At 70.5% G+C, this 12,849-nt stretch carries 11 protein-coding genes; 4 read left to right on the forward strand and 7 right to left on the reverse strand.

Annotated features, from left to right (window positions below):
* The first annotated feature begins 42 nt into the window (after nucleotides 1–42).
* On the forward strand, nucleotides 43–1,689 hold the full coding sequence (locus ACFWY6_RS09420) for an acyl-CoA dehydrogenase family protein (RefSeq protein ID WP_384687619.1): 1,647 nt from the start codon (nucleotides 43–45) through the stop codon (nucleotides 1,687–1,689).
* A 55-nt stretch (nucleotides 1,690–1,744) separates the two neighbouring features.
* Here ACFWY6_RS09420 and ACFWY6_RS09425 read toward each other — a convergent pair whose 3' ends face one another.
* The 3 genes from ACFWY6_RS09425 to ACFWY6_RS09435 are packed head-to-tail and all read right to left on the reverse strand — an operon-like array spanning nucleotide 1,745 to nucleotide 8,093.
* Nucleotides 1,745–2,725: a tetratricopeptide repeat protein gene (locus ACFWY6_RS09425; protein WP_384687620.1), complete on the reverse strand. Its 981-nt coding sequence runs from the start codon at nucleotides 2,723–2,725 to the stop codon at nucleotides 1,745–1,747.
* The gene (locus ACFWY6_RS09430) at nucleotides 2,722–7,209 is read right to left on the reverse strand and encodes a hypothetical protein (RefSeq protein ID WP_384687621.1); all 4,488 of its coding nucleotides are present in this window, start codon (nucleotides 7,207–7,209) and stop codon (nucleotides 2,722–2,724) included. The genes ACFWY6_RS09425 and ACFWY6_RS09430 overlap by 4 nt, the downstream gene beginning before the upstream one ends.
* Nucleotides 7,206–8,093 carry a hypothetical protein gene (locus ACFWY6_RS09435; protein ID WP_384687622.1) on the reverse strand — a complete coding sequence of 296 codons (888 nt, stop codon included), beginning with the start codon at nucleotides 8,091–8,093 and terminating at the stop codon, nucleotides 7,206–7,208. Before ACFWY6_RS09435 ends, ACFWY6_RS09430 begins: the two co-directional genes overlap by 4 nt.
* Nucleotides 8,094–8,245: 152 nt before the next feature.
* Between ACFWY6_RS09435 and ACFWY6_RS09440 the strand changes: the two genes are divergently transcribed.
* Nucleotides 8,246–8,776 (forward strand): Pycsar system effector family protein, encoded by a 531-nt coding sequence (locus ACFWY6_RS09440; RefSeq protein WP_384687623.1) that lies wholly within the window; start codon nucleotides 8,246–8,248, stop codon nucleotides 8,774–8,776.
* Nucleotides 8,777–8,791: 15 nt separating this feature from the next.
* On the opposite strand, the gene ACFWY6_RS09445 is transcribed toward ACFWY6_RS09440, so the two are convergent.
* From ACFWY6_RS09445 to ACFWY6_RS09455, 3 genes are all read right to left on the reverse strand, one after another.
* Entirely contained in the window at nucleotides 8,792–9,490 is a 699-nt protein-coding gene (locus ACFWY6_RS09445) for a Crp/Fnr family transcriptional regulator (RefSeq protein WP_384687624.1), read from the reverse strand.
* A 103-nt stretch (nucleotides 9,491–9,593) separates the two neighbouring features.
* The gene (locus tag ACFWY6_RS09450; protein WP_384687625.1) at nucleotides 9,594–9,812 is read right to left on the reverse strand and encodes a hypothetical protein; all 219 of its coding nucleotides are present in this window, start codon (nucleotides 9,810–9,812) and stop codon (nucleotides 9,594–9,596) included.
* A gap of 107 nt (nucleotides 9,813–9,919) precedes the next feature.
* Entirely contained in the window at nucleotides 9,920–10,468 is a 549-nt protein-coding gene (locus tag ACFWY6_RS09455; protein ID WP_384687626.1) for a DUF6232 family protein, read from the reverse strand.
* Nucleotides 10,469–10,726: 258 nt separating this feature from the next.
* Between ACFWY6_RS09455 and ACFWY6_RS09460 the strand changes: the two genes are divergently transcribed.
* The gene (locus ACFWY6_RS09460; protein WP_384687627.1) at nucleotides 10,727–11,434 is read left to right on the forward strand and encodes a DUF4232 domain-containing protein; all 708 of its coding nucleotides are present in this window, start codon (nucleotides 10,727–10,729) and stop codon (nucleotides 11,432–11,434) included.
* A gap of 65 nt (nucleotides 11,435–11,499) precedes the next feature.
* Nucleotides 11,500–11,865, forward strand: coding sequence for a PH domain-containing protein (locus ACFWY6_RS09465; RefSeq protein ID WP_266864213.1), 366 nt, complete (start codon nucleotides 11,500–11,502; stop codon nucleotides 11,863–11,865).
* Here the strand turns inward: ACFWY6_RS09465 and ACFWY6_RS09470 are convergent.
* Nucleotides 11,843–12,751, reverse strand: a complete 909-nt coding sequence (locus ACFWY6_RS09470; protein WP_384687628.1) for an LLM class flavin-dependent oxidoreductase — start codon at nucleotides 12,749–12,751, stop codon at nucleotides 11,843–11,845. The two genes, ACFWY6_RS09465 and ACFWY6_RS09470, sit on opposite strands and share 23 nt — an antisense overlap.
* Nucleotides 12,752–12,849 lie beyond the last annotated feature (98 nt).

Consider the following 12,849-nt stretch of genomic DNA (forward strand, 5'->3'; position numbering starts at 1 on the left):
GGCCCGACCGGCTGATCCACCCGCCACCCCAGAGGAGATCCCATGCCCGTGACCAGTCGCCCCGCCGCCGTGACCCACGAAGTGACCAACCAGGCGCCGCCGTTGACCGGGCACGACGTCGCCGATGACCCGGTGCTCCTCGAAGGCGTGCGCAGGGAGGGCGCCGAGTGGCACCTCGGCGAGTTGCACCGGTTCGGGCTGTTCGCCGGCAGTGAGGAGGCGCGCGCCTGGGCCGACCAGGCCAACCGCCACGAGCCCGAGCTGCGGACGCATGACCGGTACGGCAACCGCGTCGACGAGGTCGACTTCCATCCCGCGTACCACTCGCTGATGGAGGCCACCGTCGGCGCGGGCGCCGCCGGTACGGCCTGGGCGGACGAGCGTCCCGGCGCGCATGTGGCGCGCGCCGCGACCTTCATGGTGGCGACCATGCTGGAGCAGGGCCACATGTGCCCGGTCTCCATGACGTACGCCGTCGTCCCCGCCCTGCGGCGCGCCCCCGACCTCGCCAAGGTGTACGAGCCGCTGCTCACCAGCAAGGTCTACGACCCCGGTCTGCGCACCCCCGCCGGCAAGCGCGGCCTGCTCGCCGGGATGGGCATGACGGAGAAGCAGGGCGGCACCGACGTCCGCGCCAACACCACGTCCGGCGTCGAACAGGCCGACGGGACCTGGCGGTTGCGCGGACACAAGTGGTTCACCAGCGCGCCGATGAACGACCTCTTCCTCGTGCTCGCGCAGGCGCCCGGCGGCCTCTCCTGCTTCCTCGTCCCGCGCGTACTGCCCGACGGCAGCCGCAACACCTTCCGCATCCAGCGGCTCAAGGACAAGCTCGGCAACCGCTCCAACGCCTCCAGCGAGCCCGAGTTCGACGACACGGTGGCGTGGCTCGTGGGCGACGAGGGCAAGGGCGTACGCACCATCATCGACATGGTGACGATGACGCGTCTGGACTGTGTCCTCGGATCTGCCGGGCACATGCGCGAGGCCATCGCGCAGGCCGCGCACCACACCCGGTACCGCTCGGTGTTCGGCGCCAAGCTCATCGACCAGCCGCTGATGCGCAACGTGCTCGCCGACCTCGGCCTGGAGTCGGAGGCCGCCACCACGCTCGGCCTGCGCCTCGCCGGTGCCGCCGACCGGGCCCAGCGCGGGGACGCCGGCGAGCGCGCGTTCCTGCGCCTTGCCACCGCCGTCTCCAAGTACTGGGTGTGCAAGCGGCAGCCCGCCTTCGTCGCCGAGACCCTCGAATGTCTTGGCGGTAATGGATATGACGAGGCGTCAGGCATGCCGCGGCTGTACCGCGAGGCCCCGCTCAACGGCATCTGGGAGGGCTCGGGCAACGTCAACGCACTCGACATGCTGCGGGCGTTGGCGCGCGAGCCCGAGTCCCTCGAAGCCTTCCGTACGGAGATCGAGGCGGCGTCCGGCGCCGACCCGCGCCTCGACACGGCCTGGCGCGAGCTGCAGGGCGAACTCGTCCTGACCGAGGACGCACCTCTGCGCGCCCGCCGTGTCATCGAGCGGGCCGCACTCGTCCTCCAGGGCTCGCTCCTCGTCCGGCACGCGCCGCCCGCCGTCGCCGACGCGTTCTGCGCCTCACGCCTCGCCGGCGACCGTGGCCTCGCCTTCGGCACGCTGCCGCCCGGCACGGACTTCGCGGCGCTGCTCGACCGGCTCCCCGCCTGACGGGCGGCCGGGCGGCCGGGCGGCCGGGCGGGACGAGCACCGGAGAGCCTGGGGGTCAGAATTTGGGGATCCCCCCGTTGACCTCGTCGGCCTCCTCGTCCCGCCCGAGCGCCCTCAGGTTCGCCTCCAGGCGGCTGCGCGTGCGCTTGGTCGACGAGTGGTCCTTTCCCGCCGTGCGCTGGAACTTCGGCAGGAGGTCCGCGTTGATGGCGCGGGCCGCCTCGTGGTCGCCGAGCTTGTCGAGGGTCATGGCCACGTTGGCCTCGGCGCCCAGCGTCAGCAGAGAGTTCTCGCCCGATGTCCGTCGGCGCCGCTTGTGGATGTCCCGGTAGCGGGCCAGCGCCTTGCGGAGTTGACCGAGCCGGAGCAGGCTGCTCGCGAGGTTTCCACTGGCCAGGATCGTCGTCTCGTGGTCCTTGCCCAGGCGTCGCTCACATCTCCGTACGGTGTCCTCGTTCAGCCGGAACGCCTCTCGGTGCTCGCCGAGTTGGGTGATGCACGCGCCCAGGTTGCAGGCCGCGAGGAGGGCGGAAGGATCGTCGTCGCCGAAGGTCCTCGACCGCAGGAGCAGCACCCTCTCGAACAGTGGCCGGGCCTTCTCCGCGTCGCCCTCCGCGAACAGGCACGCGGCCAGTCGTTCCAAGGCCCTGAGGGTGTCGTGGTGCGTCTCTCCGATCCCGGCTTCCCAGTCGCGGTGGACGATCTCCGCCAGGAGCATGCCCGGCGCCGCGTCGTCGGCCTCGTAGAGGTAGCAGAGGACCTGGATCAGCAACGCGCGGAAGCGCTCCGGCTCACTGCTCGGTACGCCCGCCTCGCGCAGGTAGCCGATGAGCGTCTGTACGTCCTTCGTGATCAGTGCGTACGAGCTCCAGGTGCGCGGATCTCGATGGTCGAGGGGCGGGAGCGCCGCCAGCCGGTCCCGGGCCGCGCGGCATACGGCTGCCAGTTCGGCGGGACCGTCGGCCGGATTCTCGCGGAACAGGGCGATGACGTCCGCGTGCGCCTGCGACACCGCGGGGTCGACGGGATGCGTCATGGCGTCCGCCTCCGGTCCATGGTGCCGGTGGCGGCGAGTTGCGCCGGCCGTATGCCGTCCACGACTTCGGGTGCCGTGCCCTGGGGCGATGTGCAGGCGAGACCGCGGGCGATGGCCGCGCCGAGGGTGGCGCCCGCGTCGGCGTCCCATGCGTCGAGCAGGGCGTCCGGAGCGTGTTCCAAGAGCGCCATGGCGTAGGACCAGTTCGTCGAGGTGACTTCGTAGAACTTGCGCAGCGCGACCGCCGGGGCGCGCTCAAGCAGGGCGGGGAACAGGCGGGCGGTGGCGTCGCGGGGGATCCATGTCTCGCCCGGCCAGGCGAACTCGCAGCGTTCCGCTTCACGCAACAGGCCGACGGGATCGACCAGTTCACCGATGCCGGGCGCGGCCACCAGGGCGGCCAGTGCGTCCAGGCCGATCGCCGAACCGTCCCCGGCCTTCGCGACGACCTCGGCGGCCAGCTCGCGGAGTTCGCTGCGGTTCTCCGGCCTGGCTTCCGCGCCGAAAGCGAGCAGTTCGGCCGCAGCGGGCAGCGGCCCTGAGTCCAGCATCCCCCGCAGCCGCCGCGCGAACGCCGGGCTGAGGGGCGCTCCGGGGGCCGGCGTCACGAGGTCGATCGCGGCGGCGTAGATCGGGTCGTCGATGCGCACGCTCGCCGGGCGGAAGGCGTGTCCCGGCACCTCGCGTGCGATCCGGTGCTCGTGGTGTGCGGCCGCGGCCGCCGCGCTCTTGGCCATCTCGTCGATCTGGTTCAGCTCTCGTACGGGGCAGAGGTTCTGGAGATGGAACTCGCCGAAGATCTGCGGGGGGCGCCTCCCCTCGATCACGTCGGCGGCATACACCTCGGACGCCCATGCGCGCCTGGAGTGCTGATGGGCGATGGACAGGTAGGGCAGCTCCTCGACGGCCAGCATGTCCGACTCCCGGCAGCCCAGGGCGCGCACCGCGAGCTCGAAGCAGACACGGTGGTCGGGACGCACGTACGCCCATGCCTTCTTGTCCGCGTCATCCCCGAGGGGAACCGTCCACCGGTAGCGCGGCAGTTCGCTGAGCGCGCGATCGATCTCCTTGGAGAACGCCTCCGCATCGGGGCCGTGGTGGGACGCGCTGCCGGGGCCGTGCGCGGCCCGGTGCAGGTCGGCGAAGCCGATGGCCCGCTCTCCGGGATCCGCGATCGACTGGACGAGGGCGCCCGCCCGGGAGAGGTCACGCTGCGCGAGGCGCACCGCGAGGCGGCGTATCGCTCGGGCCGTGCTGCTGTACGAGCCGATCTCGACGGCGCGTACGACGTCGGCCGGATCGCGGTAGAAGTGCGCTCGCGCGCGGGCGGCCCAGTCATGGCTCAGGTTGAACAGGGCCGTGAAGCCGTGGATGTTCACCCGTTCCAGATCGTGCCGGGGAGCCGGTTCGAGCGACTCGGGCGAGGAACTCACGAAGGTCGCACCGTCACCGCCGCCGCCACCGAGCGGTACGGGCCGCTCCCCGCTCCTCAGCATCTCTTCCAGAAGCGCGGCGGCCTCGGCGCTCTCGCCTCGGGCGACGTGGACGTGCGCGATGTCCGCGAGGAGCGAGTACCGGTCGCGTCCGACGACCTCCTGCTCCGTGCTCGTGGTCCCTTCGATGGCGCCGCGTTCCCAGTCAGTCTGGGCCATCCCCCGCGCCATCTCCGCCGCCCGGCCGAGGTCGTGCCCGGCCATCCGCCGTGCCACCGCGGCCAGCTGGTCGTCACGCTCGCGGCTGCGCCATCCGTACGCCCGTGGATCGGCGGGCGGCGCCGGGACGGCGGCATGGACGCGCTCGATGATCCGCAGCTCCTCCGCCGGGCTCGACTGCCCGAGGGCTCGCATGACGTCGAGCTCCACCCAGTCGCCGTTCGCCCACGCGCGGTACCGGTCGACGAGGGCCCGCGCCCGCTCGGGCGCCCCCCAACGGATCCACAGCCCCGCACCGTCCAGGGCGGCGCGGTCCATATGGCCGTTGACCACCTCCGTGTCCAGGCGGGCGAGCAGAAAGCGTGCGGTGGGCCGGTCCACGTCCGCCAACAACCGGGCTGCCTTGACCAGTTGACGGGCAAAGCGGAACCCGTTCCTGTCCTCGTCATCGGCTTCGAAGACCTGCGCGCGCACCTCCGCGAGAAACCACCGGCAGGTGTCCGGATCGTGGTTCGCCCACGCCGCGGCCAGTCTCGCCAGGGCCAGCAGGCGGTTCGCCGCGCCCACGCCCTGCAGCGACGCCTCGGCCGCGCGCATCAGCCTGAGAACCGTTGCCGGGTCGTCGGCGCGATCGGCCAGGTCCAGGTAGTCCGCCCAGCGCTCGCCGCCGATCCGGTCGATGAGGGTGCGGGCCTTGTCCATGTCCTGCTCGGCGGCGGCGAATGCGGCGGCGCGGTACACGGCGTCCGGCTCCTGGTCCGGCTTGGTGCCGGAATCCCGCGGCTGCGACTTCTCCTGTCCGTACCGCCAAAGCCGCAGGGCACGTTCGAGGTCGTGCGGGGCGAGGAGCCGTGCGGCCGTCCCGATCCCTCCCCGTGCGTCGAAGTCGCGGTGGTCGCCGGTGCCGCTCAGCGGAATCGACAGCGCGCACTCGACAAGCAGGTCGAGCAGTTCGTCGGTCGAGGGGTCATCAGGTCCGGGACGCGCGTACCGCAGGATCTCCGCGAAGGCACTGCACTGCCACAGCGACGGCGCGATCCCGGCGGCGTGCTCCAGCGCCTCCTTGAGGCGTCCCGTCCGGGCGAGGAGGCCGATCACCCGTGGCGGCAGCGCGTTGCTGGCCTGCGCGGCCTGATGACGTACGACACCGAGATACGTCAGGACGGATAACCCGGTGGCGACGGAACCGCTGTCCGCTACGTGGTGGGCGATGCCGTCCACCAGCTCCAGAAACCTGGCCTCAGCCCCGAACTCGCCTCTCACGGCCCGCCGCAGACCGGGGCAGACCAGGTCGACGGCCTCGGCGGAGACGCGCGGCCCGGCGTTCAGGACGTGCGCGACGAGATGGACCAGGCCATAGCGATCCACCTGAGCCCACTCCACCTCCGCCCAGTTCGGCGCGGCGCCGCGATAGTGCCGCGCGATCTGTTCGTGCCATCTCGCCTCGTCGATCCAGCACTCCGGGTGCTGCTCGCGAGCTTCCTGTCCTACGAGGAATTCACCGATCGAGGTGTGGAAGAAGGCGATCCGGTCTCCTCGGCGGTCAAGGAGCCAGCGCAGGCTTCCGAGGACTTTCTGCGCGGGCGCCTCCCGTACGGGCGTACCGGACAGGGCGGAGAGCTGCCCCTCCGTCAGTGCCTCGCGCGCCACGGTCAGCACACCGATGATCGGCAGCCCCACCCCTTCCCAGCCGCCCGGCTCACCGGTCCTGCCCCGCTGCCGTGGCGTGAGCTCCTCGCGGACCAGCTCAACGAAGAATCCGTAGAGGCCGGTCAGCCGCCCTGGTACGCCGTTGAAGACGAGCAGCCTGTCGACGAGCTCCTCGTCCCGTCCGGCGGCGGCTTCGTTCAACGCCCTTGCGTAGGTGGCCAGATACAGGAAGTTCCCGGCGGCCCTGCGCACGGCGTACCGCTTCGTACTGCCGGGGAGGTTGCCTCGGGCCCGCTCAGCGGCGATGACGGCGGCCGTCTCCAGAACGCGGTTCGCATACGTGTGGAGATCGCCCACGACCTGGGGCGATCCGGCGTCGATGACGACATCCGTGAGCCGCTCCTCGCGCGCCGAGCGGAAAAGCCGGAGCCCCGAGTGCGGCCGCGACGTCATGACCACTTTTACGTTGGCGGGCAGTTCTGGAGAGCGGGCCAGCCAGCGCAGCAGCCCGTTCCTGGGCTCGGTCGTGTCGTCGTCGGCGATCTCGTCGAGGGCGTCGAGCAGGATGACGATGCTGGCCTCGGGGTCCTGTGCGGCAAGGACCTGCGCGGGCCCGATCAGCGCGAGGTGCGCGAGGTTGTCGGGGTCGAGGAGCCGGGGCTCCAGGTGGGCCGTGCCGATCTCGACTCCGACGGCCGTCCCCTCGACGGCGCCGATCCGCTGCTCCACCTCCAGGGTGGCGGTGCGGTGGAACGGGGACACCTTCAGGTCCTCGATCCTGATCCCGACCACGCGTCCTTCGGCCTCGACGGAGTCGATGTGCTGCTGGACCGCCACCGCGAGGCGTTCCGGCTCGAAGAGATCCGGGTGCACCCGGGCGAGCTGATGCCCGATGGCCAGGAGGAAGGACTGGATGTCACCGCCGGTGAGCGCGGTGCGGCTGTCCCGCCGGAAGAAGTAGCGCAGCCGCTCGGGACGGGCCTTGGCCATGCCCGCGAGCAGGCTGGTCTTGCCCGCCCCCGGCTCGCCCGTCACCAGGACGTACTGGCCACGCTCCGACTCCAGGGCCCGCTCGATCTCGTCGTACAGCCACCGGCGCTCGACGAAGTCCGCCTCCGTCCGGGCCCGGACCACGTCATCGAAGGCGCGGCCGCCGCCCGGCCGGGCGCGGTCGGCGGTCACTTCTCGCCTCCGGCGGTGCGGATGTCGACGCCGACGACGCTTCCGCCGGCCGCTACGCGGCCGATCTCGGCCGTGCTCTCGATGGTGCCGCCGGCCTGGTCGGTGCGTACGCCGGCGGCGTACCCCGCCACCTCATCCGCGACGAGCTTGACGCGGACGGCGGCCTGATTGGTGTCCGGCTTTGAGTACGGCTTTGGCTCCGCGCCCGGCTTTGGGTCCGCGCCCGGCTTTGGGTCCGCGCCCGGCTTCGGGTCCAACTCCCGTACTCCGCCACCCCCCGGAACCCAGATCCACGCCTCCCCCCGGTACTCCTTCTCCTCGACCCGCACCTGCCGGAACTCGTCCCTCCGCAGGCTCGTGTACGCCTCTCCGCGTACGACGTCGTGGAAGACGACGGCCGAGACCCCGACCGCAAGGCAGGCGTCCGACGCCTCCGCCAGGGCGCTGCGCAGAGCCGTGGAGTCGAGGATCCGTCCGATCTCGACCGGGGCCGAGCCGACGAATCCATTGGCGCCCAGCGAGGCCGGGCCGAAGTGGACGGCTGCCCGCAGCCGGAGCCAGGCCTGCCGCACCCGGTTGTGGTTGAAGGCCCGCAGTCCGGCGTCCAGGCCACGCATGAACGCGTCGACCAGGACGGGCTCGGCGGCGCCCAAGTCCGCAGGCAGGACCGCGAACAGCGAGTCCCCGCCCTCCTGCGTCACCCATCGCGCGCGGTCGAGCCCGGCGGCATCGGCCGCCTCCCCCGACAGCCGCGCGATCGCCTCCTGGAACTCGCGCTGCGTCAGCACATCGGCGCGGCCGTATCCCTCCGCGTCGACCGCCAGCAGCAGTCTGCGCCCGAACTCTCCCATGCCGCCCCGCCCATCCTGACCGTTCCCTGCCATGACACCTCTCGGGTTACACACATTCGTACACCCGCGCACGGCGTTGAACCCTGTGGAAATACGGATTGCAGAACCCACAGAAGTGACTGGTTCGGTACGGGAGTTCGCCCTGTAGTGGAAGAAGCACACCTTCAGCGACCGGAGGAACGTCCATGGCACGGACCGGGCAGGTCATCACCGGCAACCGCCCCGCGCAGTACATGTTCACCGCGCTGCAGACCACCCATCAGCACGCGGACGCCAAGGCGGGCATCCTCTCGGCGGCGCAGGCGGGCCTTGCCGTCACGGCGGGCTCGTGGAGCGGCCGAGCGGTGCAGATCTGGGACCGTGGCGGGGTGGCCGCGGCGGTGGCGGGGACGCTCCTGGCCCTGTTCGTGTGCGGTCTGATCGGCGGCGCGGTGAGTCTGGCGGCGGCGTTGAGCCCGCGGCTGCTGCGGGGCACGGACGTCAACCGGTACAGCTTCGTGCACCTGGCATCGGGCCCCGACATCCTGCCCAGCACCACCACCGAGGACGCTCGGCCCGACGAGGCTGCGGACCGGCGGGAGTTGTCGCACACCGTGCGGTTCCTCGCCCATGTCGCCGTACGCAAGTACCGCTGGCTGACGGCGGCGGTGGTGTGCACGGCCGTCATGGGAGTCAGCGCGGGGCTGAGCGTGACGTTGCAGCCGGCACTGCTGTGAGCCCGAACCGGCGGGCTAACGGGTTTCACCTGCCAGGTCCCCGAGTTGTCTGAGGCTCGGCAGGTCGCGGATGGTGGTGGAGCGGTAGCCGGTCTCCAGCAGGCCCTCGTCGCGGAGTTCACGCAGCACCTTGTGGATGGTCGTCTCGGCGGCGCCGACCAGCGTGGCCAGCTCGGGCTGCGTGAGCCGGCAGCCGATGACGACTCCGCCGCTCCGAGCGGATCCATAGGACGCGGCGAACTCCACCAACAGCCGGGCAAGGCGCACCTTCGCCGGATATCCGCGGAAGTCGAGGCGCCGCCGGTTCGCCCAGCGCAGCCGGTCGGCGACGATGCCGGTCAGCGCGATGGAGACCTCGGGGCGGCGCAGCTGCAGCTCGCGGAAGTCGCCGGTCCGCAGTACCCGGGCGGTGACCGGACCGCAGGCGGTGACGGTGGCCGAGCGGGGGGCGCCGTTCATGGCCGCCATCTCGCCGACGGTGTCCCCTGCGGCCCGCACCGCGAGGAGCGAGGTCTCGCCGTTCTCGACGCTCGCGGTGACCTTGACGAAGCCGGACAAGAGCAGCAGTACGTGCCGGTCGTCCATGCCCTCGCGGAGCAGTACGTCACCGGCGTCGAACCGGACTTCGGTGCCCAGGCCGAGGAGTTCCTGCCGCGCCGCGGGTGACAGCATCCCCAGCAGGCTGCGGGCGGGCCACTCCTCGGGCTTGGACATGGGCCAAAGGTAGTTCACGCCCCGGATCGGGGTACGCCCGTTCTGTCCGTCCGTCTGTCGGTCCGTCTGTCGGTCCGTCTGTCGGTCCGTCTGTCGGTCCGTCTCATCCGGCGATGAGCGCGAGGACCCGTTGGATCGCCGCGACCACGGGGGCCCCGACCTCGCCGACGACCGTCGCGACCCCGCCGATGGCGCTCAGGGCGAGCCGCAGGGTTCCGGGATCGACGTCGCCGCCGGCGCTTATGGTGCCCAGGGAATCATCGATGACGCGACGGTCCTCGGCGGAGACCTGACCCCGCAGCACCTGAATTGCCTGGATCATTTCCCTGAAGGCCGCCTGCGGGTCAACTGGCCCTTGATTCTTGTTGATTCCGACATTCCCCATCCCGCCGGTCTGCGTGACGGAGTCCCCATAGTGATTGCCGCCGTTCAACTTCCCACCCGCTTCCCCGTGTTACCGACGCCGCCGATCTGATTGATCTTGTCGCCGATGTGGCTGTTGTAGAAGTTAGTGATCTCCGTACGGAAACTGGCTGCCTGCGGATTCGATATCGCATCCGTGATCTGATGCACGAGCCCGCCCACTTCACGCCAGTCGGCGCTGACCAGCACGGCCCGCGGCGTCCCCGAAGTCTCGATGACCAACGCGTAGTACGTCCGCATCGCGAGGACCAGGCACAACTGGATCGTGAAGGCAGCGGCGAGGACCAGCACGACGATGGTCACGCCGCGCATGACGTCCTGCTCGTTGCCGTACTCACCGCCCGACCATTCGATCCTGTCGCTCACGGCAAAGGCGGCCACCGTCAGGATCGCCAGGATCACGGCGTACCTGATGAAACGCCACACGGCTGCCTTGCGGTCGGGTTCGATCCTGATCGTCGTGGCGCGGGCGATGTTGTGCAGCGGATATGCCTCGCCACCGACCCAGAGAATTCCTCGGGCCACTTGAACAACAATGACCGTACGTTTGGCCATGCTGATCCCTCCCCCGAAGCGGACATGGTCCGCCGTGAGGGAGAGCATCCTCCCGAACCGCCTTTGCTACAAGGGGAATTGAACAGGACGACCCGGTCGAGCTACGCGCGGAAACTCACCCACCCCTGACGCCTCAGAGGGACGTTAGCGAGACGTCAGCCTGGCGTGAGTGGGACGTCAGCGGGCCCCGGCAGGGTGGTGTTCACCGCGGAGGACATCCCCGCGGAGACCCAGACCACCGCACGGGGGAACCTCACAATGCGCACCAACCGAATCCGCGCCGCCGTCCTCGCCGCAGCCGCCACCACCCTCGCCCTGGGCCTCACCGCCTGCGGCAGCGGCAGCGGCAGCGATGGCGACAGCGCCAAGGCCGACACCGGCAAGAGTGTCGGCACCAGCGTCGACGGCTCGAAGGGCTCGGAGGACTCGGGCCACTCGGACAGCTCGGACGGCTCGGACGACTCCGAGGCAGCCGGGACTCCCGGCAGCACCGTGCAGGCCGACAACGGCAACGCCGGCTCCGGAGCCGCCACCACCGCCCAGCAGCCCTGCAAGGGCGACGAGATGTCGTACTCCGTACTGCACCGCTTCCCCGCAGAAGAGGGCGAGCACCTGCTGATCACCGCGACGAACGCCGACACCAAGCCCTGCTGGGTCACCTCGTACCCGTCCGTCATGCTCGGGGACACGACCACCGTCCTGCCCCATTCCTCCAAGGACGCCGACGGCGCCGCCAAGGTCACCGTCAAGCCCGGCGGCAAGGTCTACTCCGCGGTGAGCCTCTTCACCGACGGCGACAAGACCAACACCTCCTCGAAGCTCTCCCTCGCCCTGCGCGATCAGACCGGCGACAGCGGTCCGGGCTACGACAACGAGGCCTTCGACGGGAAGGGCGCGCCCTCGGAATTCACCTGGGACACCGCCGAGGTCACCAACTGGAACACCGAGAAGCCGTACGACTTCTGACCCCGTTACAGTCGGAAGATCCCGCTGGATCAGGTCCGGCGGGGCCAACCACATGGGGGATCGTCATGGCACTGTTCGGGAACGCGCACACGATCAATCCGGGCAAGGCGCAGCAGGATTACGCGCGGCTGCTCGGGCACGGTGAGCAGGTGCAGGCCGCGTATCTGCTGATCCGCGACACGATGCTCTTCACGGACCGGCGGCTCGTCCTCGTCGACAAACAGGGGATAACCGGCAAGAAGATCGAGTACCACTCGGTTCCGTACCGGAGCATCACGCACTTCGCGGTGGAGACCGCCGGGCACTTCGATCTCGACGCCGAGCTGAAGATCTGGATCTCGGGCGGCCATGAGCCGATCCAGAAGACCTTCACCAAGGGCGTCGACATCTACGAGGTGCAGGCGATCCTCACCCAGTACGTGGCCCGGTAGCCGCCCGTACCGCCGGGACGATCTCCTCTGCCCAGCGGCCGAGTGAGACGTCCAACGGGGCGTCGCCCACCGGGAAATGGATGATTCCGGACGCGCCGTGTTCGAGCACGGCGCCGGTCAGCTCTTCCGTCCACTGGGCGACCGAGCCGCCGAGCCAGCGGCCCTCGGCATCGCGGGTGGTGGCCAGCGGGGTCTCGGTGATGACGCCGGGGATGTTGTAGACCGTGGCGATGTCATCGGGGGACCGGCCCGCCGCTGCCGCCGCCTCGTCGATGACGGGGCGGGACTCGCGGTAGCGGGGGCTGAGCCAGTCCGCCGCGTGGCCCGGGATCCAGCCGTCGGCCACCCGGCCGGTGGCGGCGAGGGACTTCGGGCCGACCGAGCCCGTCCAGACCGGGGCGGCCGCGGCGGCAGCCGGTTCCAGACCGGTGACCTGGTAGAACTCACCGTCGAAGGTCACCGGATCGCCACCGCCCGACAGGAGCTTCACCAGCGTGATCGCCTCCTCGAAGGCGCGGACCGCCGCCCCGGGGCCAAGGCGCGGCGTCCCGAGTCGGGTGATCTCGTCCCAGAGGCCGCCGACGCCCATGCCCAGCACGATCCGGCCGCCCGACAGCGCGGACAGCGAGGTCACCGTGCGCGAGAGCATCGGCGCGGGGCGGCTCGGCAGGTTGGTCACGCTCACCAGGCCCGCGATGGACTCCGTACGGCCGAGGACGAAACCAAGCTGGGCGTACGCGTCGAGGCGGGCGCCGTAGTAGGGGTGGTCGGAGACCGTGAAGAGGTCGAGGCCCGACCGGTCCGCGCGGACCGCGAGCCGCAGCGTCTCCTCGATCTCGTCCACGGCCGTACTGATCCCGACTCCGAAATGCACCTTTTCAGCCATGCCCCTCACACACCCTTCTCAGTAAGTAGTTCGTGGTACGAATCTCATCACGCCGCCCTGCCGTATTCTGAGGCAATGGGGAATTCCGAGGGTGAAGA

It is taken from the genome of Streptomyces sp. NPDC059037 (assembly GCF_042740015.1).
Classification (GTDB): Bacteria; Actinomycetota; Actinomycetes; order Streptomycetales; family Streptomycetaceae; genus Streptomyces.